The sequence below is a fragment of the Shinella zoogloeoides genome (genome assembly GCF_030733845.1).
GTDB classification, from domain to species: domain Bacteria; phylum Pseudomonadota; class Alphaproteobacteria; order Rhizobiales; family Rhizobiaceae; genus Shinella; species Shinella zoogloeoides_C.
Genome location: NZ_CP132313.1, coordinates 177598 through 201643 on the forward strand (window position 1 = coordinate 177598; position 24046 = coordinate 201643).

General features: G+C 61.8%; 24 protein-coding genes and 3 pseudogenes. 8 read left to right on the top strand and 19 right to left on the bottom strand.

All coding sequences use genetic code 11. The features are described 5' to 3' along the window. Nucleotides 1–117: 117 nt before the first annotated feature. Nucleotides 118–1317 (top strand): ROK family transcriptional regulator, encoded by a 1200-nt coding sequence (locus tag Q9316_RS23560; protein WP_306036247.1) that lies wholly within the window; start codon nt 118–120, stop codon nt 1315–1317. Between the two features lie 174 nt (nt 1318–1491). Continuing rightward, nucleotides 1492–1986 carry a GyrI-like domain-containing protein gene (locus tag Q9316_RS23565; protein ID WP_306036248.1) on the top strand — a complete coding sequence of 165 codons (495 nt, stop codon included), beginning with the start codon at nt 1492–1494 and terminating at the stop codon, nt 1984–1986. Between the two features lie 579 nt (nt 1987–2565). Here Q9316_RS23565 and Q9316_RS23570 read toward each other — a convergent pair. The 3 genes and pseudogenes from Q9316_RS23570 to Q9316_RS23580 all read right to left on the bottom strand — a co-directional run bounded on the left by Q9316_RS23570 (nt 2566) and on the right by Q9316_RS23580 (nt 4371). Then, nucleotides 2566–3754 (bottom strand): annotated as a pseudogene (locus tag Q9316_RS23570) (IS3 family transposase). 48 nt (nt 3755–3802) lie between these two features. Then, nucleotides 3803–4132 (bottom strand): homocysteine S-methyltransferase family protein, encoded by a 330-nt coding sequence (locus tag Q9316_RS23575; RefSeq protein WP_371878088.1) that lies wholly within the window; start codon nt 4130–4132, stop codon nt 3803–3805. Next, nucleotides 4024–4371, bottom strand: a complete 348-nt coding sequence (locus Q9316_RS23580) for a hypothetical protein (RefSeq protein ID WP_306036249.1) — start codon at nt 4369–4371, stop codon at nt 4024–4026. Before Q9316_RS23580 ends, Q9316_RS23575 begins: the two co-directional genes overlap by 109 nt. A gap of 126 nt (nt 4372–4497) precedes the next feature. Here Q9316_RS23580 and Q9316_RS23585 point away from each other — a divergent pair, with 126 nt between their 5' ends. Further along, entirely contained in the window at nt 4498–4878 is a 381-nt protein-coding gene (locus Q9316_RS23585) for a hypothetical protein (RefSeq protein ID WP_306036250.1), read from the top strand. Between the two features lie 21 nt (nt 4879–4899). Here the strand turns inward: Q9316_RS23585 and Q9316_RS23590 are convergent, their stop codons facing one another. From Q9316_RS23590 to mobC, 3 genes are all read right to left on the bottom strand, one after another. Continuing rightward, complete coding sequence (locus Q9316_RS23590; RefSeq protein ID WP_306036251.1) at nt 4900–5118, bottom strand: hypothetical protein; 219 nt, start codon at nt 5116–5118, stop codon at nt 4900–4902. Between the two features lie 442 nt (nt 5119–5560). Then, nucleotides 5561–8137 carry a relaxase/mobilization nuclease domain-containing protein gene (locus Q9316_RS23600; RefSeq protein WP_306036252.1) on the bottom strand — a complete coding sequence of 859 codons (2577 nt, stop codon included), beginning with the start codon at nt 8135–8137 and terminating at the stop codon, nt 5561–5563. Beyond that, nucleotides 8127–8495, bottom strand: coding sequence for a plasmid mobilization relaxosome protein MobC (mobC, locus tag Q9316_RS23605; RefSeq protein ID WP_306036253.1), 369 nt, complete (start codon nt 8493–8495; stop codon nt 8127–8129). Before mobC ends, Q9316_RS23600 begins: the two co-directional genes overlap by 11 nt. A 451-nt stretch (nt 8496–8946) precedes the next feature. On the opposite strand from mobC, the gene Q9316_RS23610 reads away from it, so the two are divergent. Beyond that, entirely contained in the window at nt 8947–9342 is a 396-nt protein-coding gene (locus Q9316_RS23610) for a ParA family protein (RefSeq protein ID WP_306036254.1), read from the top strand. After that, nucleotides 9302–9580 (top strand): hypothetical protein, encoded by a 279-nt coding sequence (locus Q9316_RS23615; protein ID WP_306036255.1) that lies wholly within the window; start codon nt 9302–9304, stop codon nt 9578–9580. Before Q9316_RS23610 ends, Q9316_RS23615 begins: the two co-directional genes overlap by 41 nt. Nucleotides 9581–9595: 15 nt before the next feature. Here Q9316_RS23615 and Q9316_RS23620 read toward each other — a convergent pair whose 3' ends face one another. From Q9316_RS23620 to Q9316_RS23635, 4 genes and pseudogenes are all read right to left on the bottom strand, one after another. Further along, the gene (locus Q9316_RS23620; protein ID WP_306036256.1) at nt 9596–10021 is read right to left on the bottom strand and encodes a hypothetical protein; all 426 of its coding nucleotides are present in this window, start codon (nt 10019–10021) and stop codon (nt 9596–9598) included. After that, nucleotides 9963–10352, bottom strand: a pseudogene (gene repC, locus Q9316_RS23625) (replication initiation protein RepC); the annotation flags it as partial. The pseudogene repC and the gene Q9316_RS23620, both read right to left, overlap by 59 nt. Nucleotides 10353–10625: 273 nt before the next feature. Further along, on the bottom strand, nt 10626–11474 hold the full coding sequence (locus Q9316_RS23630; protein WP_306036257.1) for a DUF932 domain-containing protein: 849 nt from the start codon (nt 11472–11474) through the stop codon (nt 10626–10628). A gap of 473 nt (nt 11475–11947) precedes the next feature. Further along, nucleotides 11948–12457: a hypothetical protein gene (locus Q9316_RS23635; RefSeq protein WP_306036258.1), complete on the bottom strand. Its 510-nt coding sequence runs from the start codon at nt 12455–12457 to the stop codon at nt 11948–11950. A gap of 52 nt (nt 12458–12509) precedes the next feature. On the opposite strand from Q9316_RS23635, the gene Q9316_RS23640 reads away from it, so the two are divergent. Next, entirely contained in the window at nt 12510–12812 is a 303-nt protein-coding gene (locus Q9316_RS23640) for a helix-turn-helix domain-containing protein (RefSeq protein ID WP_306036259.1), read from the top strand. Nucleotides 12813–12887: 75 nt separating this feature from the next. Here the strand turns inward: Q9316_RS23640 and Q9316_RS25750 are convergent. The 5 genes and pseudogenes from Q9316_RS25750 to Q9316_RS23660 form a co-directional block, all read right to left on the bottom strand. Further along, a pseudogene (locus Q9316_RS25750) lies at nt 12888–13059 on the bottom strand (ISNCY family transposase); the annotation flags it as partial. Nucleotides 13060–13153: 94 nt separating this feature from the next. Beyond that, nucleotides 13154–14284, bottom strand: coding sequence for an NAD(P)/FAD-dependent oxidoreductase (locus Q9316_RS23645; protein ID WP_306036260.1), 1131 nt, complete (start codon nt 14282–14284; stop codon nt 13154–13156). A 44-nt stretch (nt 14285–14328) separates the two neighbouring features. Further along, a complete protein-coding gene (locus Q9316_RS23650; protein ID WP_306036261.1) occupies nt 14329–15336 on the bottom strand; it encodes a Gfo/Idh/MocA family protein in 1008 nt (335 codons plus the stop codon). Between the two features lie 18 nt (nt 15337–15354). After that, nucleotides 15355–16863, bottom strand: a complete 1509-nt coding sequence (locus tag Q9316_RS23655; protein WP_306036262.1) for an amino acid ABC transporter permease/ATP-binding protein — start codon at nt 16861–16863, stop codon at nt 15355–15357. A gap of 60 nt (nt 16864–16923) precedes the next feature. Then, nucleotides 16924–17760 carry an ABC transporter substrate-binding protein gene (locus tag Q9316_RS23660; protein ID WP_306036263.1) on the bottom strand — a complete coding sequence of 279 codons (837 nt, stop codon included), beginning with the start codon at nt 17758–17760 and terminating at the stop codon, nt 16924–16926. Nucleotides 17761–17985: 225 nt separating this feature from the next. Between Q9316_RS23660 and Q9316_RS23665 the strand changes: the two genes are divergently transcribed. Both Q9316_RS23665 and Q9316_RS23670 read left to right on the top strand, forming a co-directional pair. Next, a complete protein-coding gene (locus tag Q9316_RS23665; RefSeq protein WP_306036264.1) occupies nt 17986–19065 on the top strand; it encodes a LacI family DNA-binding transcriptional regulator in 1080 nt (359 codons plus the stop codon). Between the two features lie 104 nt (nt 19066–19169). Next, a complete protein-coding gene (locus Q9316_RS23670; protein WP_306036265.1) occupies nt 19170–19499 on the top strand; it encodes a hypothetical protein in 330 nt (109 codons plus the stop codon). On the opposite strand, the gene Q9316_RS23675 is transcribed toward Q9316_RS23670, so the two are convergent. From Q9316_RS23675 to Q9316_RS23690, 4 genes are read right to left on the bottom strand one after another with little or no spacing between them, the layout of a single operon-like run. Further along, nucleotides 19480–20190 carry a winged helix-turn-helix transcriptional regulator gene (locus tag Q9316_RS23675; RefSeq protein ID WP_306036266.1) on the bottom strand — a complete coding sequence of 237 codons (711 nt, stop codon included), beginning with the start codon at nt 20188–20190 and terminating at the stop codon, nt 19480–19482. The genes Q9316_RS23670 and Q9316_RS23675 overlap by 20 nt on opposite strands. A gap of 11 nt (nt 20191–20201) precedes the next feature. After that, nucleotides 20202–20978 (bottom strand): 3-oxoacyl-ACP reductase FabG, encoded by a 777-nt coding sequence (fabG, locus tag Q9316_RS23680; RefSeq protein WP_371878080.1) that lies wholly within the window; start codon nt 20976–20978, stop codon nt 20202–20204. Then, nucleotides 20975–22690, bottom strand: a complete 1716-nt coding sequence (locus Q9316_RS23685; protein ID WP_306036267.1) for an acetolactate synthase catalytic subunit — start codon at nt 22688–22690, stop codon at nt 20975–20977. Before Q9316_RS23685 ends, fabG begins: the two co-directional genes overlap by 4 nt. Further along, complete coding sequence (locus tag Q9316_RS23690; protein ID WP_306036268.1) at nt 22687–24036, bottom strand: aspartate aminotransferase family protein; 1350 nt, start codon at nt 24034–24036, stop codon at nt 22687–22689. Before Q9316_RS23690 ends, Q9316_RS23685 begins: the two co-directional genes overlap by 4 nt. Between the last annotated feature and the right edge of the window lie 10 nt (nt 24037–24046).

Genomic DNA, 24046 nt, shown 5'->3' on the forward strand with positions numbered 1-24046 from the left:
ACCAAACGAGAGCCCAAGAATTTCACCCAAAACGAAATGACATTTTTTTACAAAAGACATAAATGATTCCAGACATCGGATACGGATCGCAAAAAATGAAAGACGGTGAATTTCGACATGGCGGACCAGACGCTTGCCAAGGAAGTCAACGAGCGCCAGATCCTTCGTTTCCTGCGGCTGTGCGGTTCGGCGAGCCGAGCCGATATCGCCCGTCATCTCGAGGTGACACCGGCCTCGGTGACGCGCCTCGTCAACGGGCTCACTCTGCGCGGACTGGTGCGCGAGGTGCAGCCTGAAGCAAAAACGCCGGGGACAGCGCGTGATGCCGGGCGGCCGGGCGTCGCGCTCGCGCTCAATCCAAGTGCCGTCTATTTTCTCGGCGTCGAGATCGGCGTCGGCATTTTGCGCTATGCACTTCTCGATCTGACGGCAAACAGCGTTGCCACGTCCGATGTGCATGTCAGTCGCACGATCACGCCGGAAGAGGTCGTGGATGCGATCGCCGCGCATGTGGCTATGCTGGAACGCGATCTTCGTTATTCCGGCCGCGTTCAGAGCGTCGGTGTCACGGTGCCTGGCGTGGTCAATCTGGAAGGTTTTGTCATCAACCTGCCGATCCTTGGCTGGAAGGGTGTCGATCTCCTGACACCCTTGCAGGCCGCCGTTGGCCGGGCCTGTTTCGTGGAAAACGACGCCGGCGCTGCAGCGTTCGGTTCCGTCTACACCATGCCCGAACTCCAGACCGGCTGCTCCGTCTTCCTCGTGATAGGCCGGGGGTGTGGCGGAGCGGCGGTGGTGAACGGCCGGCTCCTGCGCGGGGCGAGCGGCGCCACCGGCGAACTTGGCCACATGCGCATCGCCCGCGATGGCGCCGTTTGCAGCTGCGGACACCGCGGCTGCCTTGAAAGCCGTGTCGGACTCGACGCGCTGGCGCGATCCTATTGGGGAACGGACAGCCTCGAAGAGAAGCAGTTCGAGGCGCTGTCTGCGGAGGTGGCCGACCGTTTCAGTTCCGGCGAGCCCGCTGCGGTCGCTTCCGTGACCGATCTTGCGGGATGGCTTTCGCTGGGCATTGTCAGCCTTGCCAACATCTTCAACCCTTCGACGATCTTCCTCGGCGGCGCGCTAGGCCCAGTTCTCTCCCTCATTATCGATGACCTCCGCCGGGATGTCGCCGCCGGCATCGTTCCCGGTCTGCCGGCGCCAGAGGTTCGCCTTTTCAGTCTTGAACCCTACGAATGCGCGATCGGCGTTGCTGCCATCGCCCATCAGCGCTGCTTCGATAGCTCTCGTATCGACAAAGATATGGCCCGTTGACCGTATTTCCCCATTCTTGATGCGACGAAACGCACAGACAGACGAAAAGATGCAGGCCAAATTCAAATTGTGCGCTACTGCTCCAAATGGCACCAAGGTGACATGAGATAAATTCGGCGCTCGTGTCGGATCAGAAGGCATTCCTTCGTCCTTAGCTGACGAAAGGAGACCATCATGCTGACGATGCCAGAAACTATTGAGTGGGGGCCTAAGAGCTATGTTGCGGTCCGGCTACCGGTGGTTATTCCATTTGGCCAGGAAGTACACCCAGCCTTCGAAGAGCTGTTCGAGGCGTTCGGGCAAGCCGGCGTTGAACCTGACGGCATCGAATTCATCAAATTCAACGTAGTTGACATGCCACGCCTCGAGATCGAGGTGGGAATGACGACGGACGCCACTATCCCTCTATCCGGCCGCTTGGTGAACGGCGTGCTTCCCGCCGGTCGCTATGTAAGCATGACATATACCGGTCCCTACGATGGCCTCTACGACGCAACGGCTATGCTTGTCGGATGGGCAAAAGAAAAGGGTCTACAGTGGGACGCTCAAAGCACCGAGAATGGAGACGTGTTTGCCTCTCGGCTGGAGGTTCACGACAACAATCCCTCCATCGAGCCAGATCCCGCGAAATTGGTTACGACCCTGCTGTTCAAACTTGCGGGGTCGTGATCCGCATCCTTCCATCTGCCGGGAATTGTTGGGCAAAAGGCTTGACACTCAACAGGTCGATACAGGTCGAAAACGCATCACTCACTAAAGCCCAGTATAGCGACCGGGAAGCGCGCAACGTACTCGAACGTTTCTTAACGACAAAAGATCAGTGACGCGATGGAACAACCATTGATACAAAGAGCTTTGCTGGCGCCCTAAACGCCCCTAATCTGAGAGCTAAAGGCGAGTGTCCCCTCCCCCTTGGACACTCGCCTTTTTGTCCTCGCGGGAGGCGCTTTGCCATTTGAGCACAAAGTGCACCGAACTCCTGCGGGTCACTGTCGTCAAGCTCTGTGGCTTCGTCCAATTCTGCATGGCTACGGCGCGAGGCATTTGGTCGAACCAAGCCAATCCGGTTGAGCCAGCGTGGCGGTAGCTGGTCAAGGAAATGGTCGGGATGGGCGCAATTGATCCCGTAGTAACGGGCGTATCCGTCGGTCCCTACTTCAACCTCGCTGAGCGCGGAATCGAGATCCTCCCGGTCGGCGACCGCCCGTCTGTCTCGACCGTGAACGAGAGTGACCTGCCACCGATTTTTCATCCGGCTGCGATTAGAGCCTCGGCTGTTTTGATAAGCCAAATGGCGTGGTGGGAGCAACCGGCGGAAACGCGAAGCTTCCACATTGCGTAGCGTTGGAGCCGGTTGCGGCGATGAGCCCGGCATAATCCGCCGGGGTCTGGTATCCGAGCGATGAGTGCGGCCGGAAATTGTTATAATCGTCGGCCCATTCCGCAATGGCGCTGCGGGCATGATCGAGTCCAAAGAACAGGCTCTCGTTGAGCAACTCGTCGCGCATCCTGCCGTTGAAACTCTCGACATAGCCGTTTTGCATTGGCCTTCCCGGCGCGATGTAATGCCACTCGACCTTGTGATCCTTCGACCAGGCCAGGATGGCATTCGAGGTCAGTTCGGTCCCGTTGTCTAAAACAATCATGCCGGGCTTGCCTCGTCGCTCGATAAGCGTCGTCAGTTCCCTCGCGACACGGCGACCTGATATCGATGTGTCCGGGATCGCCGCCAGGCATTCGCGCGTAACATCGTCGACCACATTGAGGATGCGGAAGCGCCTGCCGCAGGCGAATTGATCGTGGACGAAATCCAGTGACCAGCGGGCATTCGCCTTTGCTTCGACGAGGATCGGCGTACGCGTGCCAACAGCACGACGCCTGGCTTTGCGCTTGCGCACGGAAAGACCTTCCTCGCGATAGAGCCGGTAGATGCGGTTGACACCGGAGGCCTCTCCGTCTCGCCGAAGCAGAATAAACAGCCGTCGGTAGCCGAACCGTCGTCGCTCATTGGCCAGATCGCGCAGCTTCGTTCGCAATTCGACCTCAGTCGGTCGAGAGGATTGATAGCGGATCGTCTTTCGGTCGGCGGATATGATCTGGCAGGCCCGCCGTTCCGAAAGGCCCATGATGGCCTTCAGGTGCGCGACAGCGTCGCGCTTGGCGGCATGCCCTACCATTTTTTTGAAAGAAGCTCGCGGAGTGCGGCTGTATCCAGCATTTGTTCGGCGAGCAACTTCTTCAGCTTGGCATTCTCGTCTTCAAGCGCCTTCAAACGTTTGGCCTCCGACACCTCCATGCCGCCGTATTTGGCTTTCCAGTTGTAAAAGGTCGCCTCGGAAATCCCGTGCTTGCGGCAAAGATCAGCGGCCTTAACGCCCGCCTCCTGCTCCTTCAGCACCCCAATAATCTGCTCTTCCGTAAATCGCTGCTTCTTCATAAGTCCGTCCTCGATGGGCCGAACTCTAATCCAATCTGGAGGAAATTCTCAGGGGCAGGTCAAGAGCGCAAATGGCAGTCCGAGACCGCGCGCGCAGTTGACCACTCCGATAGCCTCCCCGGGATGAGTGATTGTGAACGCTGACGCTATGTCCACACCTTCCTCTGCGAAGGTTTCCAGCTGGGCGCTGTGCAGGTGGGCTGCGTCGGCGGGGGACAGAAGTTGCTCGGGTGCATAGCCATCGCCGGCTGGTCCAAGCACGCCCTCAATCAGGATATGGTCGCGCCAAGAATGAGCGTTTCGCAGATTCCGGGCGAATTGAATAGCACGGCGATATCCCGGATTCCAGGGTCGTCGAGTCCGAGCTTGGGGCCCCAGCCGCCGTTGGCGCGCCAGGTCGGCGTGCCCAGTACAAAGCTCCGTCCCGCAGCCTCTGCCAAATCGAGATAAGTATCCACGTAGCGTCGGAGCATTTCGCGTCCATCGGGGCTGTCGAGCAAAACGAAAGAGGCGAACAGCGGCATGTCTGCCCGGGTGTGGAAGTTCAGGTCGGTTTCCAGGCCCCCATCGCTGATAAACAGATTCGACGACGAAAACAGGCGATCAAGCATGCTCATGATATCCCCCATTCGACTATGCTAATTTAGCCGACTACGAGGAAGCGGTCGACCGTCGTAGCGATCAGGCCTCAGGACCGGCCACCACCTAGGACACCATTATCGGCGGTTTCGAGATGATCTCCTTTGAATAACCACATCCCAGATCACACCATCGGCGCTTCGCACGGCAACAAGCGCCCTTGTCAGCGCGGACATGCGCGCACGAAAGCGTCTACGGCCAACCTTTTCGAAACGCTGACGCAAGGCAAACTTGCCATTGTCCCGGCCCATGTCGCCGAGGAGAAGCGGTTGGATCCGGAAATTCGTCTTTTTCGCACAAGCACGGAGCGGACCGCCTGGTCGATTGCGGCTCGGCATCTAGCGCGCGGACAGAAGGATCCTGTCAAAATGATCGTTGAAGCGATCGAGCTGGAGCGTGACCGCTGCGTGGCCTTGCTCCAAGCTTCCGGCAGCGCGGATGCGCAAATCCCTGCCCACCTCATTGATCCGGATTTGGACTGGTAGCCTACGGTCCCGCGGGCGTGGTCATGCTTCGGATCGACGTCCGCGAAAGCTTCGGAGTGGCGGCAACTGCGCGTGAATTTCAGCCAGCGCCTCCAGCCAGGTTTCAAGCTCATCGGGGATCGGCTCGTTTCCAGTTTCCATGGCCTCAATCCAAGAAAGCTCGCATTGCAACGCCGAGGCGAGATTGATCGGCGTCCAACGGATCAGGATAAGAGATTCAACGAAGCGGGCGGGAGACATTCTGGCACCATGGTGACACATTGGCAGCGGCTGTTGGGATGGAAATCAGCCGCGACAGCAGCTTAAGATCATTGGATACGACAGTCGTCCGCCGATCGCTATGGTACCAATCGTCTCAGACCGTTAGGGAACGGCGAGAGACGATTGAGACAAGCGCATACGCAAAACTAAATGCGCTCACCAAACCCTATCGCAGGGATCCAAGAAACTGTAAACGAGGCCACTACGATGGAAACTGTCACGATTGAAAATCGCAGCGATCTCGCACAATGGGCAATAGAGTGAGCAAAGGCGATAGTTGCAAAGGAAGGGGGCAACCTCTGTCTGGCGGTGCGCGACCAGGTTACGAGCAGAGCGCTGCCGCGGCTAATGCGCTTGGCCAGGCCATCGTCGACGCCCTGCTGGAGGTTTTCGACGGCTTGACGCAGGAGTGAAGCGGGACCTATCGCTCCGCGCCATCCCGGTCATTGCCGCGCTGACGTTCCTGCGCGCCTTGCTGTAGGATTTGCTGGCGCTGTTCGTCCTGCAAATTCTTGGAAGCGCCAGCCTGCTCGCGCGATGCTCGGGCGGCACGACCGGCGGCGATCGCCAGCTGCTGAGCGGCAATGGCAGGATCGACATTCACGAGCGCCGGTCGCTGAAGGGCTAGACTATCATCGCCGCGAGCCGCCGTTAGCGTTCCCCCTCCCCCGCCGTCTCGCATGGTCGATGGCATCTGCTGCATCTGAATATCCCGGCGCTGTTCTTCGAACACCGCGGAGATTTCCTTGCGCATCTCTTCGATCGCCTGGCGCTCGGCGCCACTTTCGACCATCCCCTCGAGGCGATGAATAGACTTCTTGGCGCGCGCAACGCGCTCGTTGAACTGTTCGAGCGATAGTGGCATGGCATTCCCCTTGTGCGGTGCGAAGTCTGTCCGTGATGTCATCGAGCCGGCCGAAGGCGTCGCCGGTTTGGCCTGCGCCGGTTGCCGATACGCATTGAACCAGTTCTGTAGCCACGCCGTCGGCGCGCCATCCTTTGCCGAGGCCGCAGCTTCTACGGTAACGGCCGCTTTTATTCCGGCCCCCCGGAGAAGACGAGCTTCAATTTCACGAGACACCTTCCGCATCTCGGCGCCGGGGCCGAATTCCCGGTGCTGGCGGGTCAACTCGCGCTCGATCTTGCTCGTGCTTGCTGATGTCAGCATAAACACTGTCATCTCGCTGCCATGGAGCGTCATGGATTTCCGCCCGGCGCCGGTGGCGCTCTGGATCACTGCAGCCACCTTCCGCTGATCCCACGGCTGCTCCATCGCGAGCCGGAGAAGGACAAATCCTTTGGCAGGGTGGGCACCGCCCTTGTGAGCATGACCTGCTGCCGCCGCTGCGAAACGATTCGCTGCAGCGATGACTGACTGTTTCGCCCCAGCCTGCTTCAGCGCGTGGGCCGTCGCCCACCACCTCGAGGCAAGGGCAAGATTGCCGTTGGCGAGCGTTGCGCGATCGGCGATGCCTGCCCGCTTACGCTCGACCCGCTGATTGATGGTGCTGGATTTCAGATAGCGTGGATCGGCCCGGCCGCGCTCATAAGCGCCAGCCTGTGCGTGGCTATAGGGCCGCGTCGCCGCAACATCGGCGCGGCGTGTGACAACCATGGCAATGCCATGCGTCCGCGCCTTCGCTGCGAACCGCTCTCGCCATGCAAGAAGTTCCGGCTTCGTGAGCCGCAATGGCTTGCCGACATCGTCTCGCGCCGTGATCATCGCGTGAACATGCACATGACGGGTATCGGGATGATGAGCCGTAACCCAGCGATGGCCCGCAACATGTTCGCTGAGGAAATCACGAACGGCGAGTTTCATCGCCTCCGCATCCGTCCCGGCACGCGCAGAGAAGATCACGTGGAAGGCGTTGCGCGGTTCGACGGTTCGGATCTCGGCCGCCCACCCGCGCCAGATCCCGTCGGCGATATCCTTCACCGCTGCGCCACGCTCGACCGCCTCGCCGGTGCTGGTGAGGATGAGCTTCTCGGTTCGGAGGAACTTTTCGAGAAAATACCGGCCAGATTTGTCGGAGACCGCGGCGCCGACAATCCGCACCTCGCCCAAGACGCCGGCATCCAAGATCCTGCCTGCGATATCCGCTTCGGCCTTATCAAGCGTGCGGCTCCGCCCTTCCTCCTTCTCGCGCACCCTGAGGGCGCCAGCAATCTTCTTGGCAGGGAAGCCCGTCACAGCGTAAACGGAGACATTTGCGTCCTGATGGCGAGAATAGACGAACGGCTTGGGGCCGAACGCCGCATGCAATGCGTCGTGTAGCGTTTCGTCGCTGACCGCATCCCTCAGTTTGATCGACAGCGTGGCGACGGCGTCCAGGGTATAGGGTTCACGAAACTCCGACACCCAATTCTGAAGAGCTGCCGCCCGATCCGCACGGCTGGCAATTGCGACCCCGTCCTGATCGAAGATCGGGATATCCGCTTTGCCGTTTTCACCGTTTTCCTTCTCGACTTCGCGCGTTCCCAGATAGCTCATCAGGCCGGCGGCCGACGCCCTGCTCGAAACAGTCGACGTCACCTTGATCACTACGGGCTGCGCGCCGGCTGCGAGCGCCGCGCGGCTTATACTCTCGACCGCCCCCTGTTTCGCGGCTAACGGCCGAACAGCAAGCAAACGGGCGATGCCAGCCACCTTGGGTGATCCCCCTCTCCCGCCGCCCGACCTTCGGAGCTCGTCATCCATCTCGGGATTCGCGCCCGCGTCAAGCGTCCCGACCAGAGCGATGATCTGCCTCGGCGTGCCCCGCGTCGGCCGGAGCATGGTGTCGATGGTTGTTTCATGGACAGAGACGTCCGACATGCGGCGTTTGCGGGCAATACCGGAAGGCATGGACCTCTGCTGTAACGGCTCGGCCGCCGTGGCGATCCGCAAAGACCCTCCTCGGCCGCGACGCTCGTCTTCGTCATCAAGAAGAGATTTTACCCGCCGCACCTGGAAACCTTCGATTTCGGCGAGGAGACTCATCCAATCATACGCCATGACCGCCCCTCCTCCGCGCCTGCCGGCTGATCCGCAGCATCTGATCGACGTCCGCCCGCAGGCGAAACACACCCTCGAGGAGGCTGCGCAACGCTGCATCGAGATGCGGTTCATAGCCGACGCGTCCTTCATTCATCGCGCGGACGGCCTGGTTGAGGTTGATGCCGATGCGCCGAAGCTCCTCATTGGTGCGGCTTAAGGCCAGAGCTTCGGCCGGCCCAACCGGGAGCGGCAGTCCGGCCTGGTCGCGAAACAGCAGCCGGATCACGTCGCTGGCAGTGCGATCGTCGCCGCAAAGGTTCGCCAGAATTTGCCGCTCCTCAGGCCTTAGACGGACCCTGACCACCTCGCTGCGCATCGCTTTCCTTCCGCTTGCCAGGTTGCCGGAGGCGACCCCAAAGCGCCACCGGCGCGCACCTGAGCCCTGCTATGGGGCGGGGCGACGTCGAGTTTGTACCACAAACTTGACTATCCTGCCACACAAAAAGAAACTATATTTTATTCACAACCTAGCACTGCGGATACGCGGTCACGGCGCCTCTGCTCCGTCTGAGCAATTGACAATCGTAATTGTGAACATAGCTACAGCCTATGCGACATTGCAGTTTCCATCAAAATATCGATTGTTAAGCGCTACCTGCCCTTCGTTTCCAACGGGCAATTGGCAGTTGTCTGCTGGTCAATACCAATGGCCGACGAACGATCATCACTCGACAATCATCAATAGAATTGAGCAAACGGCCAGGGATTGCCTTGTGGAGAGGAATAGAAGAGATATTATAATTTACTCGCGGAACAAAGGAGGGATAATGATCGTCACCATCGCCAATCCGAAGGGCGGGACTGGGAAAACCACGCTCGTCCGCGCGCTCTCCGGCACGGCCGCCCACGCCGGTAACAATGTCTTCCTGATCGATGCCGATAGCCGCGCCAATACGATGCGATGGGTCACGATGTCGAAACAAATGGAGATCTGGCCAGAGCTGCTGGAGGCGGAAAGCTGCCTCGACCCAAACCAGATCTACAAGCTCGCCCTCCGCAAACTACACGAAGGAAAGATTGTATTTGTCGATGTCGAAGGCACGACCAACGAAACCCTCTTTGCAGGCCTCTACCGTGCCGACATCGTCCTCATTCCGCTGCAGACGACCCAGGACGACGTCGTTGCCGATGCAGCTCGCGTTGAACCATGTTTCGGTGGTTGAAGACGATCACAGACGCAAGCTGTCGACGATGAACGTCATCAACCAGCACGATTTGGTAACCGGACGCGCCAAGGCCCATGAACCCCTCCGCGAAATCCTGCGTGAAAGCGGTGTTGCTCTTGCGTCCCGGCCGATCGCCCGGCGGGCGTCCTATCAGTCCATCGGCGCCGCCGGCACACTCCAGACCCGCCTTGAAACCCGATTTGAAAGCAATTGCGGAAATAGAAGTGCTCCTTAGCGAGTTGCTCGCCCTCTACAAGGCGTTGGCCTGCGAGGCAAACCAATAAGCGGGGGCGTAGACAGCAAGCACCTTGTGCTCGGACTGATTTCGACGGGGCGAGACAGGCCCTCTTTGCGAGAAAAGGCAGGTCCTGCCGCAAAATCGGCCGACGAAGATCAGGCGTCGACACTGAAGCTGCCCTTGGCCCGCGGCCGGCTCCGCGGTCTGGTGGCCAAGGGCGAAAGCCGGGACCCGGTCGCGGGTAAACGCTTCCGCGACACCGAGAAAGTCACAACCGGCATCTAAATCCGCGCCGAGGTCCAAAAGACGCTGAAGATGCTCGCTGCGATCGAACGGCGGAAGTTCAACGCCTAAATCGAAGAGGCGATCGACGACTATCTCAAAAAAATCGCCGACCGGATCCTCGATATCTACTGAGCGTGAGCAAGCCGCCTTCATCAGGCGATCCGCCTTGCGGTCTCCCCATTCGCCGCAAGGCGGCCATCAGCATCGGGCCAAGGCCAAATTCACCGCGCGACGCCTTACGCGTAAGGTCGCGCAGATTGCCGCTTGCCGAATTGATATGTTCGGCCCTTTCCAGGATGCGGGCGACCGCAATAGCGGCATTTTCCGCACCCATCACCTCGCAAGCCTCATGGTCGGCCGAGGGACTGACCCCGAGCATCGATCGGACGACCACGGCGGCCGTAATCAGGTTCCGCCAACTCTCGATCCGGCCGCCGGTCGTGTAGTCGGCGATCTGCGGGCAAGCTTTCAGCACCAGTGGTAGATCACCTCGATTTTCGGCGTCTGCCGCCATCCGCTCGAGGATGCTCTTCTTCATGCGTTACGCCCCCAGACATTGTGAACGAGTTCAAGGATTTCGAAATTCACGCAGTCGGCGCTCTCGATGGCCCGCTTGAGGGGTTCCCGGCAGTGGCGGTCGGACCGGAACACCGCAGATTGGTGATGCTTGTGAGATGCGCGGACTTAGCGAGCAAGCCTCCATATTCTGGTGATGGGGGGAGCGCCACCGGTGGCGACGGCGCTCTCGTACTCGCGGTCAGGATTTCAGCGCCGCCATCCGCTCACCAAGCAGCCAGAGGGCTTTGTTCAGCTTGATGTCCTGATCGATCCCGGTCACGGCGCGGGACGTCGCACGGCGCGGCCTGCCGAGATCGTCGCGGCCGACGCCGCGCAAACCACCCTTGATCGCATTCTCCTGGACCACGTTCCAGACGGTCCAGAGGTCATCCCCGCGATCGTTGTTGCGGCGGGGCACAAGCAACTGTTCCGCCTTGATGGGGGTTTTGGTCTCGCCATCCGCATCTGCGAAACGCAAGACGTGCGCCGCATCGGCAAGGATTTCCTTCTCCTCCTGCCTCAGGCGCATGGCAGACCAGTGTTGGGGGGCGGCAAGCGTGCGTTCTGCCTCGCCGAGAACGCGATAGGTGCCCTCGATGACCTTGTGCTGCACGTCACCACAATGCCGAACCGTGATGGCGTCGATAGTGCCGGTCTGCACCACCAACGAATTAAGGCAGCGAATGCGGAAAAGCCCAGCCATCAGTTCATAGGCGCTGGTTCCGTCATTGGCATTCTTCAGCAGGATTTCGCAGACGGTATCGCCCACGTTGTAGACCCTGCCGTCATCGACGCGGCGCAGGCGGATCAGATGCTTGGTAAAGTCCGCCTTACCCTCCGTGCGGCTGTGGGATTGCTTTACGCCGACCGGTAGAAAGCCCTCATTCATGAGGCCGCGAAGGATATCGATGGTCGGGATGGGTCTGAAGCGTTTGGACCGGCTTTCATGGGCGGATACGGCAAAGATGGAGGGAGCGATGCGGCGCATTTCGCCTTCGGCCAGGGCCCGGCCGGTGTCGAAACGCGCAGTCTGGGTGTAGATAGTCATATTCTGTCTCCTTTTCCGCAAGTCCCAAAGGAAGACCCCCTTGGGCGAAGCCTCCCCGGTCTTTCCGGGGAATGGCCTCTGACATTCCCCCGGACAGAGGGGGGAGGGCACAGCCCGCCCCACGGCGGCGCGCGGGCGGATCAAGGGGTCGTGTCGGGGAAAAAACGGAAGGTTCGGCGCACAGCGTTGAAAGCCGTTTTTTCTGCCGACGCGACAAGCGGCTTGCCGCGCCTGCCCCTTGAACCGAACGCTCGGCGATGTCAGGGGCCAGACGAACGATGCGGCCCGTATGCGGGCCTCATGAGAGCGAGCTGCGGCGCAGACCTGACGGTGCGTGTCGCTACCGAAGACGGCCGTCTACGATTGGTCGTTGCTGTCACCTTCAGTGGATGTTTTGCGGAACGACGCTGCCGGCGTGACCGAGCAGGGTGTGTGCCGCCCGGATTAAGCCTTCCGCAACCGAGAAAATCGGTCTATCTGTTGAGTTCGAACCAGTGCCGCTCGGTTTGTCCTGACGTGTCATTCTCGATGTCGAAGTAATATGGCTCTAACCTGAGCGGTCGGGATATGGAGATCGTTTGAATGCAACTCCGCTGCCGATCAGAATTGTAGAAACCGTGCGCTTTGTCCTGGCAAATGCTGACCGTCTTGACGCAGAGATCGCCTTCTTGGGTGAGACTGTCGCCATCTTTCCTTCTTCCAACCCGATAGCCTTCCGGGCACGCAGCGTATCTCTCGTGGCCCGGCCGGCTTGTTCCCGCCTCAGGACAAGCGGGCCAATCGAAGCCGGGTTTGTTCATCGCAGCAATAAGCCGCTTCATCGGCGGATGGCATGCGGACACGCCTCGCCAGGATGGCTTGGAAGACGAGGCGCAAAACAGGACTTCGCAGCCCCATTCGCTTGCAGCCACGGGAGCGTGAAGTGTCGCGGCAGACAAAACCACTTCGAGGATGACGCATGCAGAAATGGCTCTGAGGCGCATCAGCGAACTCCTTCTCAAACACCGCAATGAATAAACTATAGTTTATGCTACAATGACGGGCAAGCGCAAGAAAACCGACACAGACCTCGGCAAAATGATCCTTCGAAACATGGCGACGGTCATGGAGCGCGAGCGGGAGAACCGCGCCATGACAAAGAAGGAATTTGCGGTGATCTGCGAGATTACCATACCGTATTATTTCAGGATCCTCGATGGTACGGCGAACCCTTCGCTCCAGGTTATGACGCGGATCAGCACCAACCTGCAGGTGCCTTTGCAGGAATTGATGACGGGTGCCAAGCTCAGCGACGACCAAATTCAACTTCTAACCGCGATTAACAGGGCCACCGAATAATCGCGGAATAGACAATAATTTACTCCCCAAACCCCCGAAAAGCGACCGAGCGGAAAGGGAGACGACGTCGAGGACTTAGCATCGCCGGCCGTTCTTCTCGCTGTTTGTCCGGCGTCGTGGCTGCTCCTGACGTTTCTTGATGTACGCCAGGACGACACCAAACCCTTCGTTCTTGTTGATCGCCGCATGCGTCACCCGCTCGTTCTTGTCGAACGCTCCGGTATGACAGAGTGCCCTTCCAGCGCATTTATCTTCGAGTAAATGGACCGAGCTCGTCCTCGCAATCGGTTGGTTATTCAAGAAGCGGCGGGCTCGTTTCCTCGATGCCTGCGGAGATCGGCTTAGCGCACGGAAAACCGCTCCGGGCGGAACGTCGCCAGCATGGGATGCTCGGCGCATGTCGCCATCTCGTATGCGAGCAATTCGCCGACGATGAGTCCGAGCGTCGCGCCGCTATGGCTGAACGCGACATAATAGCCCGGGATGTCCTTGAGCGCGCCGACGACCGGTTCGCCGTCGCCGGGGATCGGCTTGCCGCCGACGCCGATCGTGGCGACTTCGAGCTTCGGATTGCCCTCCATCACCTTTGCGGCTTCGGCCAGAAGCGTCGCAACGACGCTGTCGTCGATGTCGTATCCGCCATCCGCACGCAGCGTCACGCCCTCGTCGGCAGCCCAATCGGCGTCGATCGAGAAGGTGCCGCCCGGCGCGGGGCGCACCGCGACACGAGGCGTGTTCAAGACGGCGCGCAGGGGATGGGCGAGCGGCTTGGTCTGCACCAGAAAGGCGACGGGCGTCCCATCGCCGATCGTCTGCCCGCTCTCCGCCGCCATCTTCGGCACGGCGGGGCCGGTCGCCAGCACGATGGCATCGGCGGCGAAACGCTGGCCCGCCGCGGTTTCGGCACCAACGGCACGGCCACCCTCGATCACGACCCGCGCAGCCCCCTGATCGGTCACCAGCACGCCCCCGAGGCCGGAAAACTCCGTGAGAAGCAGACCGATCAGCGCCGGCAGATCGACCCAGCCTTCGCCGGGATTGAAGATCGCGCCCTGCGGCGTGATCGCCCTGGCATCGATGCCGGGCGTGACGCCGGCGATGGCTGCCGCCGGAAGCCATTGTGCATCATAGGCAAGCGAGATTTCGTAGCGATAGGCCGCATCGATCGCGTTGCGCGCGTCGTCTGCATCCCAGGTCAGGCCGCCGTCGAAGCGAAGCCAGTCGGCATCCGGAAACCGTGCCGAGAGCGTTCGGTAGCGGTCGATGCCGGCCATGCGCAGCCGGTGATAGGGCTCGGAGCGCATGCGCGCCGAATTCAGCCAGGACAGCGAGCGGCCGGAGGCGCCGTTGGCCGGCGGGCCGTCATTGAGGATGGTGACGCGGATGCCGCGCCGGGCGAGCTGGACGCCGGTGGAAACGCCGAAGATGCCGGCGCCGATGATGACGGCCGAGGAGATGGTGGTGTCGGTCATGGTGGTGTCTTTCAATCGGTTGGTCATGCAGATGGATCAGGCGCTCACGGCTCTTCCCAGCGACCGCTGACGGCGGAGCGGAAGAGCGCGTCGACGGCCTTCATATTGGCGACCGCATCGTCCAGCCCGGTTTCGAGCGGCTTGCCGGTGAGCACGGCTTCGGCAAAGGCATCGGCCTGCTCGCGATACTGATCGACGGGCGCGATGGCGATCTCCTCGCGCCCGCCTCCGGCAAGATCGCGGCCGTCGTCCAGCACGAGCCGGGTCGGCGCATCGGCCGGCGCATTGAAGGGAATAGGGATTTCCAGGCGCGCCCGCGTTCCGAGCACCGTGACCTTCTGCGTGAGGGCAAGCTGGGTCGAACAGGTGAAGGCAAGCTGCCGGCCCTCGGGGAACTCCAGCAGCCCGCTCGTTAGCCGGTCCGTGCCGAAGGTGGGATCCCTCTCCATCAGGGCGATCGCCCGCAGCGGCTCGGCACCGAACAGGAAACGGGCGGTGTTGACGGCATAGCAGCCGACGTCGAACAGGCCGCCCCCGCCGATATCCGCCTGGTTGCGTACATTGCGCGGGTCGTCCAGATAATAGGAGAAGATCGTCTGGATGGCCCTCACCTCGCCGAGCCGCCCTTCGGCCACCAATGCATGCGCCGTCTTCCATTGCGGGTGATGGCGCACCATGAAGGCTTCGGCGACCGGCAGGCCGGCGGCCTTCTGCGCGGCCGCAATCTCCATCGCCTGCGCGGCGTCAAGCGCGATCGGTTTTTCGCAGAGCACCGGCTTGCCATGTTCCAGCGCCCCGATCGTCAAAGGCACATGCAGGTGGTTGGGGAGCGGGTTGTAGATCGCATCGATCTCGGGATCGGCCAGCAGATCCTCGTAGCTACCATGGGCTTTGGGAATGCCGAAGCGCGCCGCCATCGTCTTCGCCCTGTCCAGATCTCGCGAGGCAATGGCCGTCACGCGGCCGAGGCGGCTGGACTGGATGGCGGGGATGATCGCTTTCGCCGCGATGCCCGCGCAGCCGAGCACGCCCCATCGTATCCGTGGTGTCATGGTGTCCTCCTTCCCGGCTTAGAGCACTTCCGCGAGGAAGCGCTGCAGACGCGGGCTCTGCGGGTTGCCGAAGATCGCCGCTGGCGAACCCGCCTCCACCACGCGCCCCTCGTCCATGAAGACGACCTGATCGGCGACGCGGCGGGCAAAGCCCATCTCATGCGTGACGACGACCATGGTCATGCCGCGCTTGCCGAGATCGGCCATCAGGTTGAGCACGCCCTTGACCAGTTCTGGATCTAGCGCGCTCGTCACCTCGTCGAAGAGAATGACTTCGGGCTCCATGGCGAGCGCGCGGGCGATGGCGACGCGCTGCTGCTGGCCGCCCGAGAGACCGCCGGGTCTGTGATGCTGCCGGCTCGCAAGGCCGACATCGGCAAGGCGCGCCTTGGCGATGCGCTCGGCCTCGGCCTTCGGCAGCCCCTTGATCTTCGTCAGTGAGAGCATGACGTTTTCCAGCACCGTGTGGTCGGGGAAGAGGTTGAAGTGCTGGAACACCATGCCGACCCGCCGGCGTAGCGTTTCCGGCTTCATGGCGAGGATGCTCTCGCCGTCGATGAGGATATCGCCGCTCTTCGGCTCGACGAGACGGTTGAGCCCGCGCAGAAGCGTCGACTTGCCGGACCCGGAGGGGCCGATGATGCAGGTGACGCTGCCCGGCTTCACCGAGAGGTCGACGCCCTTGAGCACATCGAGTTCGCCATAGGCCATACCTAGATTGCGCACATCGAGACTGCCACCCTTGAAGGCAGCTTCGGAAGTACGGCTAGCACCATCAAGCTCGCTGACCTCCTCCAGCCCGCTGGTGACGACCGCCGGACGCTGCTTGCCGATGCGCAGGCGGTTGTCGATAGCGTTGACCACATGGGTGAGCGGCACTGTGACGACGAGATAGAAGACGCCGGCCAGGAGCAGCGGCGAAAGGTTGCCCGTAACCACGGCCTGATCCTGCCCGACGCGAAAGATCTCGCGTTCCGAGGCCAGCAGGCCGAGGAAATAGACCAGGCTCGAATCCTTGACGTTGCCGATGAACTGGTTGACGAGGGCCGGCAGCACGCGGCGCACGCCCTGCGGCACGACGATGAGCCGCATGCCCTGGCCGTAGCTCATCGAGAGCGCCCGGAAGGCCTCCATCTGGCCGCGATCGACGCTCTGGATGCCCGAGCGGAAGATCTCGCCGATATAGGCGCCGGCGATCAGGCTAAGCGCGAGAATGCCGAGCGGATAGGGCGACGGACCGAACAGTTCGCGCCCGATGCGCGCAAAGCCCTGCCCGATCAGCAGGATGGTGACGATCGCCGGCAGGCCGCGAAAGATATCCGTGTAGAGGCGCGCTGGAATGCGCAGCCAGGGCGACCTGGAAATGCCCATGATGGCGAGCACCATGCCGATGACAACGCCGAGTACCGTCGAGGCCGCGGCAAGGATAAGGGTATTCTTGAGCCCGACCGTGATCATGGTCGGCAGCACTTCTGCCATCGCATTCCAGTCGAGGAAGCTGCGGCGCAGGTTTTCAAGCCAGTTCATCAGGAGGTCCCTTGAAAGAAAGACCGGCCCGACCGACAAGATCGGACCGGCAAGGCAGCATCACTGCTTGGGAAGATACGCGTCCGGCATGGGCGTGCCCGGGAACCATTTTTCGTGCAGGGTCTTCCAGGTGCCGTCCTGCATGGCGGCCTTGAGGCCCTTGTTCAGCGCGTCGCGCAGGGCGTCATTGCCCTTGCGGACGACGAAGCCTGCGGGCGCGTCGAAGCTCGGGATGTTGACGGCGACCTTCAGCTCGGGATAGCGCGCCGCGTAGTCCTTGGCGGCTTCATAATCGAGGAAATGCGCATCGACCGTGCCATTGTTGAGCGCGGAGACGGCGGAGTTGTTGTCGGGGAACTTGACGAGATCCGCCCCGGTGAAATTCTTCTCGGCATAGATTTCCTGGAGCGTGCCCTGCACGACGCCGAGGCGCTTGCCCTTGAGGCCGGCGGGCTCGGTGATACCGGCATCAGAGGTCAGCACCGTCAGGAAGCCGGCGAGATAGCCATCCGAGAAATCGACGGTCTCCTTGCGCTTGTCCGTCGTGCCGATCGCAGCGGCGGCGACGTCGAAGCGGCTGTTGGCGACCGACGGCATCAGCGCGGAGAATTCCTGCCCCGTGAAAATCACCTGCTCCTTCTTGTAGCCCAGGCGCTCCGCGACATTCAGGAAGAGCTCTATGTCGAAGCCGGTGAAGTTGCCGTCGGCGGTCGTGAAGGCATAGGGCTTGGCATCGCCCATCGTGCCGACGCTGATGACGGCGGGGTCGATGAGGCCCAGCGGATTGTCCTCAGCAAGGGCCGGCGTCATGGCGCCTGCCAGCACGCCGAAGGCCATCGCGAGGGCGCCGGCCCGCAACCGGGCGATAGGGGCAATCAGAGATTTGGAAAATTGCATCTGGTTCGTCTCCTCTGGTGGTTCTTGCAAGGATTTCAAGGCGCGCGAAATCCCATCCTGACGGCGGCATGAACCGCGCGTCCGTCCGAGCGCCTCTCTAGCTGGATCGATCGCTTCTTCTATTTGAGACCGGTCTCAATGTAGAAGAGACCGGTCTCTTTCGCTTTTGACAATTGTTATCTTCGCATTTGCCAGTGGTCAATATCTCTTGTAAGGCTAGCCTTCATGGATCAGAGCCCGCCTCGAAACACCTCTGTCACCGTGGCCGATGTCGCGCACAAGGCGGGCGTCTCCAAGGCGACCGCCGCTCGTGTGCTGGGCGGCTATGGAACGGTCAGCGACCGGGTCCGCGAGGCCGTTACGGCCGCGGCCCGTGCGCTCGACTACCGACCGAATGAACTGGCCCGCAGCATGACGACGGGTCGCTCGGGCACGATCGGCGTCGTGGTCGGGGATATCGAGAACCCGTTCTTCAGCCTGGCCGTCCGCGGGATCACCGATGTCGCACGCCAGGCGGGCTTCACCGTCATCCTCATCAATTCGGGCGAAGACGTCGCGGCTGAGAAGGCGGCGATCCGAACCTTGCTGGCAAAGCGCGTCGATGGCCTGATCGTCTCGCCGGCCAAGGAGAGCGATGTCGAGCATCTGCGCGAGGCCTTCCGCTCCGGCCTCCCTCTCGCGCTGCTGGACCGGGGAAGCGACGAACTTGACGTCGACACGGTCATCGCCGACGACCGGCACGCGGCTGAAGCCGTCACCTGCCGCCTCCTCTCGCTCGGTCATCGCAACATTGCCTATCTCACGGCCTGCGACACGCCCGATCACCGGTTCCGCACGGCAAAGGACATCAACACCGGATCTGTGCGGCGACGGATCGAAGGGTTTCTCGGCGCCTGCCGTGACGCAGGTCTTACTGGCATGGAGCAATGGATCCATGTCGGTGCGGTGACGCCGGAACATACGCAACGGATCGCCAAAGGAATGCTGCAATCGGCGCTGCGCCCGACGGCCCTTATCGCGTCCGACAGCGTGATCGGCCTTGAAGTGTTCAAGGTCTGCCGGGAGCTTGGATTGAGCGTGCCGCACGATCTATCGCTGGTCTCATTCCACGACGCGGACTGGACGTCGGTCACAACGCCCCCGGTAACCGTCGTGCGGCAACCCGTCTATGGTCTCGGCGAGACGGTGGCCAAATTGCTGGTAGAGCGGTTAAACGGTGAGCGCCAGGACGCCCGAAAGGTTGTCCTCAAAACTGAAATCGTGGAGCGCGCCTCCACGGGCGAACCCATTCAAGGTGAGCGATAGATCGTGATGTCGGCTTGCGCTGTTTCGGACGACCTGCACACCCTCCGAAATACCCCGCCCCACGTCCTTGCCTTGCGACCGCCTGCCAACCACGCTAAAACTCCATGACATATCGCCAGGGACGGCACGACCTCGATTTTTCGAAGGTCACATGTGCGACAACGTCCGGCTCTCAGCCCCATATCAATCCATCGCCGGACGCGTTGGAGATCGATGTGTCGCGCGATATCAAGCTTCGGGATTTGGCAAACGGTGGTCCAATCGAAACCGCGGAGGCTCGTTCCGAGGCGTCCAAAATGACGGCCGGGGCCATCGAGATGTTTGGGGGCAACGCGCCAACCGCCGTCGCCTATTGCGGGCTTGATGCGTGGCTGGAGGGAGATGAGAAACAAGTCGCGCTGTGGGGCGAGGTCTTCAACCGCCTGAAGACCTGACCTCGTCGTCCTGGACGTCGCCCGGCGCACGAAGCGCATAGCCCGCTCCGCGGACGGTTCGGATGAGATCTGGTCCGAATCTTTTCAAAGTCCGCCTGATATGGCCGAGATGAATATCGACGGTGCGCGGCTCCACCTCGGCGTTGTCAGGCCAGCAGCGTTCAATGAAGTCGTCCCGGCTGCAGGCTTCGGCCGGACGTTCCAACATATGCCGCAACAGCTTGAACTGAAGCGGCGTCAGCGGCACTTCCATCCCGGACCGAAGGACCTGCATTCGTGCTAGGTTCATTTCGAGATCAGCAAACTTGAACGTGCCGTCAAATCCCGACGACGATCCTGTCGTGGTGCCGCGATATCGCAGTCTGCGAAGAAAACGGACAAGCTTCGACGGGTCGAACGGGCGCGCCAGGAGAAGGTCGTCAGAGCCGAGCACATCGTCAAAGCCCTGGTCGCCTTTGGACAGGATGACAAGCGCCGCCCGCGGGAACGCGCGGCGGATCTCGACGAGGCGTTCGGGCACGGCCTGGTTCGCAGCGTCTACGACAACGGCGACATAGTCCGCCTCGGTCGGTTGAGCGCCGGCATCGTTGTCGGCGGCGAGCACGACCTCAAACCCTTCGACCGCGAAGAGATGTCGAACGAAGAGGAAAAGTTGAGCGTCGTCAAATCGGGCGAGCACCTTTTGAGTCATGACACACTCCATCAAAGGGGCGCGAACTCCCCTCCGTTCACATCGATAATCGCGCCGTTGATGAAGCCGGCTTCGTCGGAAAGCAGAAAGCGTATGAGGGCGGCGACGTCAGCGCCGGTCCCCAGACGCCCGACGGGGATGCGCCGCAGCGCCTCAAGGTTCGTGCTGCTCGTGGGGTCCCCCGCCATGTCCGTAGCGATCCGGCCCGGGGCGACGACGTTGATGGTGATGGCAGACCCATTGCATGCGGCAACCATCGACTTTGCAAGACCCGCGAGCGCCGCTTTCGAGGCCACGTAAGGCGCACCCGCAATTTTGGGAATTGTCCGACCGGCCACCGAGCCGATGAGGACGATGCGCCCGCGACCGGATGGCTTCATGCGTTTCAGGGCGGCCTGGCAACACCAGACCGCCCCTGTGAGGTTGACGCTGAGGACGTCATGCCACTGGGCGGCATCGACGTCTTCAAACGGCACAGCGCCGTGGGCGTCTTTTGGAGAAATGCCCGCGTTGCAGACCAGAGCGTCAACCCGCTCCCAGCGCTCGTCGACCAACGCGAAAAACGCGTTCACCGAGGGCTTGGACCTGACATCGACGCACGCAGTCAGGATCGCCGACGCGTCAGCCGTTGTTCGCAGCATGTCCTCGGCCTTTTGGACATGCTGCACATTCTGGCTGAAGAAGGCGACCCTGTAGCCCGCGGCCAACAGGGCCGTAACGGTCGAAAGCCCGATACCGGTGCTTCCGCCCGTCACGATCGCGACAGGTGCTTGTTGGCTCTCGATCACGCGGCCTCGTCCATCGCGGCGAACAGGGAAAGTGGCGGGTGCGCTTCGGGATCGGTCACCACCTCGATAAGGTTTGGCCGGTTTGATCCAATCGCGCCTTCGAGCACGCTCGCCAGCTGGTTTGGATCGCTCACATAGGCCGCATCGCAACCGCAAGCCTGCGCGATCGCGGTGTGCTCGACCGGAGAAAAGTGGCATGCCGTGGTGAAGCGACCGAACTTGACGGTCTCGGCATCCCGCTGGAATCCGAGAATGCCGTTGTTGAGAACGATGATCGTCACCGGGATGTGAAGACGCACGATCGTCTCCATCTCAGCCCAACTGTGCGCGAACCCACCATCTCCGACGATCGCCACGACGGGGCTCCCTGGTCGGGCGAGCTTCGCCCCGACGGCGAGCGGAAGACCCCAGCCGAGGCCCGCAAGTCCTCGCGGCGTGATGAACCGAGCCCCCGCTTTCGGAGCGCGCAGCTGGCCGGTCACCCACATGGACGAATAGCTCGCGTCCGCGACCACCGTGAGCCCTTGGTCCAGCCAAGGCTGAAGCTCTCGCATGATCCGTTCCGGCCTGATCGGCGAGCTGCCCGATTCATAGACGCTTCTGCGCGCCTGCTCAAACGAGGACCAGCATCGGGCGATCTCGCGTTCAAGCTCGTCACGCCGTGCCGTTCTCTTGTCTAGGTTCATCGGCGCGATGGCATCGGCAAGCGCGTTCATCGTTGTCGTCGCATCGCCGACGAGACGAAGGGCCTCATAGTTGCGGCCAATCTCGCACGGATCGACATCGATATGGATGACGCGCGCGGTCGGGGAAATCTGACGCCAGCTATCGGTGCCGTTCTGGTTGGTCCGCGTGCCGGCCAGGATGACCAGGTCCGCCGTCTCGACGAATTTGCGCGTGAAGGCACCCAGCGACCGCGGCCCTGTCAAAGCGCCGAGCACGCCGACGGAGAGCGGATGATGCTCATCGACAACGCCCTTGCCCATATTCGTCGTGCACACTGGAAGGCTTGCGAGCTCCTGCAAGCAGGAGAACGCGGCAGCCGCGCCGGCGGCATGGACACCGCCGCCTGCGATGACGACGGGACGTTCGGCCTCGACGATCCATTGCGCCGCCTGCCCCAGGGCCTCATTGCACGGGCGCGTGCGATCGAGCGGCCAAATGCCGAGGGTCGCGGTGCGCCGCCGCTCGGGATGCCGGATTTCCGAGCGGAGCAGGTCCGCGGGCAGAAGGAGCGCGACAGGACCCGGCCGGCCGGATGTGGCTGCCGTGAACGCCGCATCGATATAGTCCTCGACACGCGCCTCGACCTGAAGGCGGCGTACCCATTTCGTGCAGGACTGGAACAGCGCGACCTGATCGAAATCCTGAAACGCATTCTTGTCCGTCTGGTCCCGTTCGACATCCTGGACGAGAGCGACAAGGGGGATGCTCGCCTTCAGAGCCTCGGCAAGAGGTGCCACAAGCAGGGTCGCCGCCGGCCCGTTCTGGGCCGCGACCACGCCAACCCTGCCGGAGATGCGCGCGTATCCGTCAGCCATGGCGCCGCCCATATTTTCCTGCCGGTAGGCGATCTGGCGAATCCCGATGGCTTCAGCAGCAAGAACGACCGCGGACGGAAGGCTCTGCGCAAAGAGGGTATCGACGCCGTGCCGCTTCAGGGCCTTGGCGATGCATTCGGCGACGGTTTCGTTGATGGTCGTGGTTGTCAAAGCTGAGCCTCCTGGCTTGCAAAACGATGGCTTGCGAGAAATTTATCGAACGCCGCGGACACCTGATCGAGATCCGCATCGGTCATGGGAGACGAGAGACAAGCCGCTGCATCATGCGGCAGCAAAATGCCTTCGGCTCGCAGAAACCGGCTAAGACTGCGCATGGTCGCCGCTTCCCCTGGCGTCTGAGCCGCCGCCGCCCAGGAACGAGGCGGCTCGGCTTTGGGATGAAGGCGAAACAGGGAGGCCGCCCCGGTTACCGAAAATGGGGCTCGGTGGTTTCGGGCTATCTCTGCGAGTTGCGCGCGAAGGCGGTTTCCCTGTTGCTCGAGCCGATCGAACATGGCCGGTGTCGCCGCCTCCATGGCGACGCGGCCCGCCACCATGGAAACAGGGTTTGCCGAGAAAGTGCCGCCTTGCGAGACCAACGGGGAACGCCGGTCGCCCCCGAACACGGCCATGACAGTTGCGCTGCCTCCGACGGCGCCGATCGGGAACCCGCCGCCAATGACCTTGCCGGCGACGAGGAGATCGGGTTTTAGGCCGTAACGGGCGGAAGCCCCGGCAAAGCTCTGCCGCAAATTCAGGACTTCGTCCGCGATGATAAGGATGCCATGCCGTCCGGCCACGGCTGTGAGGCGGTCGATGAAGTCACGTGTCGGCGCGATGAGTCCGGCCCGACTGGGCATCGGGTCAATGAGCACCGCAGCAAGGCGATCGGCATTCGCTGTCAGTGCGTCCTCGACCGCATCGGCGTCATTGAAGTCCAGCACCAGAACATCGTTCGCCACCGCATTGGGGGCGCCCTGATAGGCAAGGCGCGCCTTGCGGCGCCCCGCATCGTCGGCTTCAAACCCGTTCTGGCCGGCCTCAGCCCAGTCGTAGGCGCCGTGGTAGGCGCCGGCGAAACGGGCGATGGCGGATCGGCCGGTGAAGGCTCGCGCCGCCTTGATGGCGAACATGACGGCTTCGGTGCCGGTGTTTACGAAGCGAATCCGCTCGACGCTCGGAATTCGCGAGGTCAGGAGTTCAGCGAGTGCGATCTCGTGCCGCGTCGGGTTGGAAAAGCAGGTCCCCGTCGACAGCAATGCGCTGACGGCTTCCATCACGGGCTCGTAGCCGTGGCCGTGAAGGAGCGTGGTGAAGTTGTTGTTGAGGTCGAGGAGGCGCGCATCGTCGACATCGACGAGAAAGGCCCCCTCCCCGCGCGCGGCGTAGATGGGGTGAGGATCCCTGTCGATCGTTGCACGCGTCACCCCGCCGGGAAACACGGCGTGGCCGCGCTGATAGAGATCGACGGACCGGGAGTGCGCTGACTCCTCGGCGTCGGCCGGTTCTGTGAGCATCTGGCTATCC

What these genes read in the sequence shown, in the direction of transcription:
- Q9316_RS23560 (WP_306036247.1), top strand. Translation starts at nt 118, where the DNA reads ATGGCGGACCAGACGCTTGCCAAGGAAGTCAACGAGCGCCAGATCCTT.
- Q9316_RS23565 (WP_306036248.1), top strand. Translation starts at nt 1,492, where the DNA reads ATGCTGACGATGCCAGAAACTATTGAGTGGGGGCCTAAGAGCTATGTT.
- Q9316_RS23580 (WP_306036249.1), bottom strand. Translation starts at nt 4,371, where the DNA reads ATGAGCATGCTTGATCGCCTGTTTTCGTCGTCGAATCTGTTTATCAGC.
- Q9316_RS23590 (WP_306036251.1), bottom strand. Translation starts at nt 5,118, where the DNA reads ATGTCTCCCGCCCGCTTCGTTGAATCTCTTATCCTGATCCGTTGGACG.
- Q9316_RS23600 (WP_306036252.1), bottom strand. Translation starts at nt 8,137, where the DNA reads ATGGCGTATGATTGGATGAGTCTCCTCGCCGAAATCGAAGGTTTCCAG.
- mobC (WP_306036253.1), bottom strand. Translation starts at nt 8,495, where the DNA reads ATGCGCAGCGAGGTGGTCAGGGTCCGTCTAAGGCCTGAGGAGCGGCAA.
- Q9316_RS23610 (WP_306036254.1), top strand. Translation starts at nt 8,947, where the DNA reads ATGATCGTCACCATCGCCAATCCGAAGGGCGGGACTGGGAAAACCACG.
- Q9316_RS23620 (WP_306036256.1), bottom strand. Translation starts at nt 10,021, where the DNA reads ATGAAGGCGGCTTGCTCACGCTCAGTAGATATCGAGGATCCGGTCGGC.
- Q9316_RS23630 (WP_306036257.1), bottom strand. Translation starts at nt 11,474, where the DNA reads ATGACTATCTACACCCAGACTGCGCGTTTCGACACCGGCCGGGCCCTG.
- Q9316_RS23635 (WP_306036258.1), bottom strand. Translation starts at nt 12,457, where the DNA reads ATGCGCCTCAGAGCCATTTCTGCATGCGTCATCCTCGAAGTGGTTTTG.
- Q9316_RS23640 (WP_306036259.1), top strand. Translation starts at nt 12,510, where the DNA reads ATGACGGGCAAGCGCAAGAAAACCGACACAGACCTCGGCAAAATGATC.
- Q9316_RS23645 (WP_306036260.1), bottom strand. Translation starts at nt 14,284, where the DNA reads ATGACCGACACCACCATCTCCTCGGCCGTCATCATCGGCGCCGGCATC.
- Q9316_RS23650 (WP_306036261.1), bottom strand. Translation starts at nt 15,336, where the DNA reads ATGACACCACGGATACGATGGGGCGTGCTCGGCTGCGCGGGCATCGCG.
- Q9316_RS23655 (WP_306036262.1), bottom strand. Translation starts at nt 16,863, where the DNA reads ATGAACTGGCTTGAAAACCTGCGCCGCAGCTTCCTCGACTGGAATGCG.
- Q9316_RS23660 (WP_306036263.1), bottom strand. Translation starts at nt 17,760, where the DNA reads ATGCAATTTTCCAAATCTCTGATTGCCCCTATCGCCCGGTTGCGGGCC.
- Q9316_RS23665 (WP_306036264.1), top strand. Translation starts at nt 17,986, where the DNA reads ATGGATCAGAGCCCGCCTCGAAACACCTCTGTCACCGTGGCCGATGTC.
- Q9316_RS23670 (WP_306036265.1), top strand. Translation starts at nt 19,170, where the DNA reads ATGACATATCGCCAGGGACGGCACGACCTCGATTTTTCGAAGGTCACA.
- Q9316_RS23675 (WP_306036266.1), bottom strand. Translation starts at nt 20,190, where the DNA reads ATGACTCAAAAGGTGCTCGCCCGATTTGACGACGCTCAACTTTTCCTC.
- Q9316_RS23690 (WP_306036268.1), bottom strand. Translation starts at nt 24,036, where the DNA reads ATGCTCACAGAACCGGCCGACGCCGAGGAGTCAGCGCACTCCCGGTCC.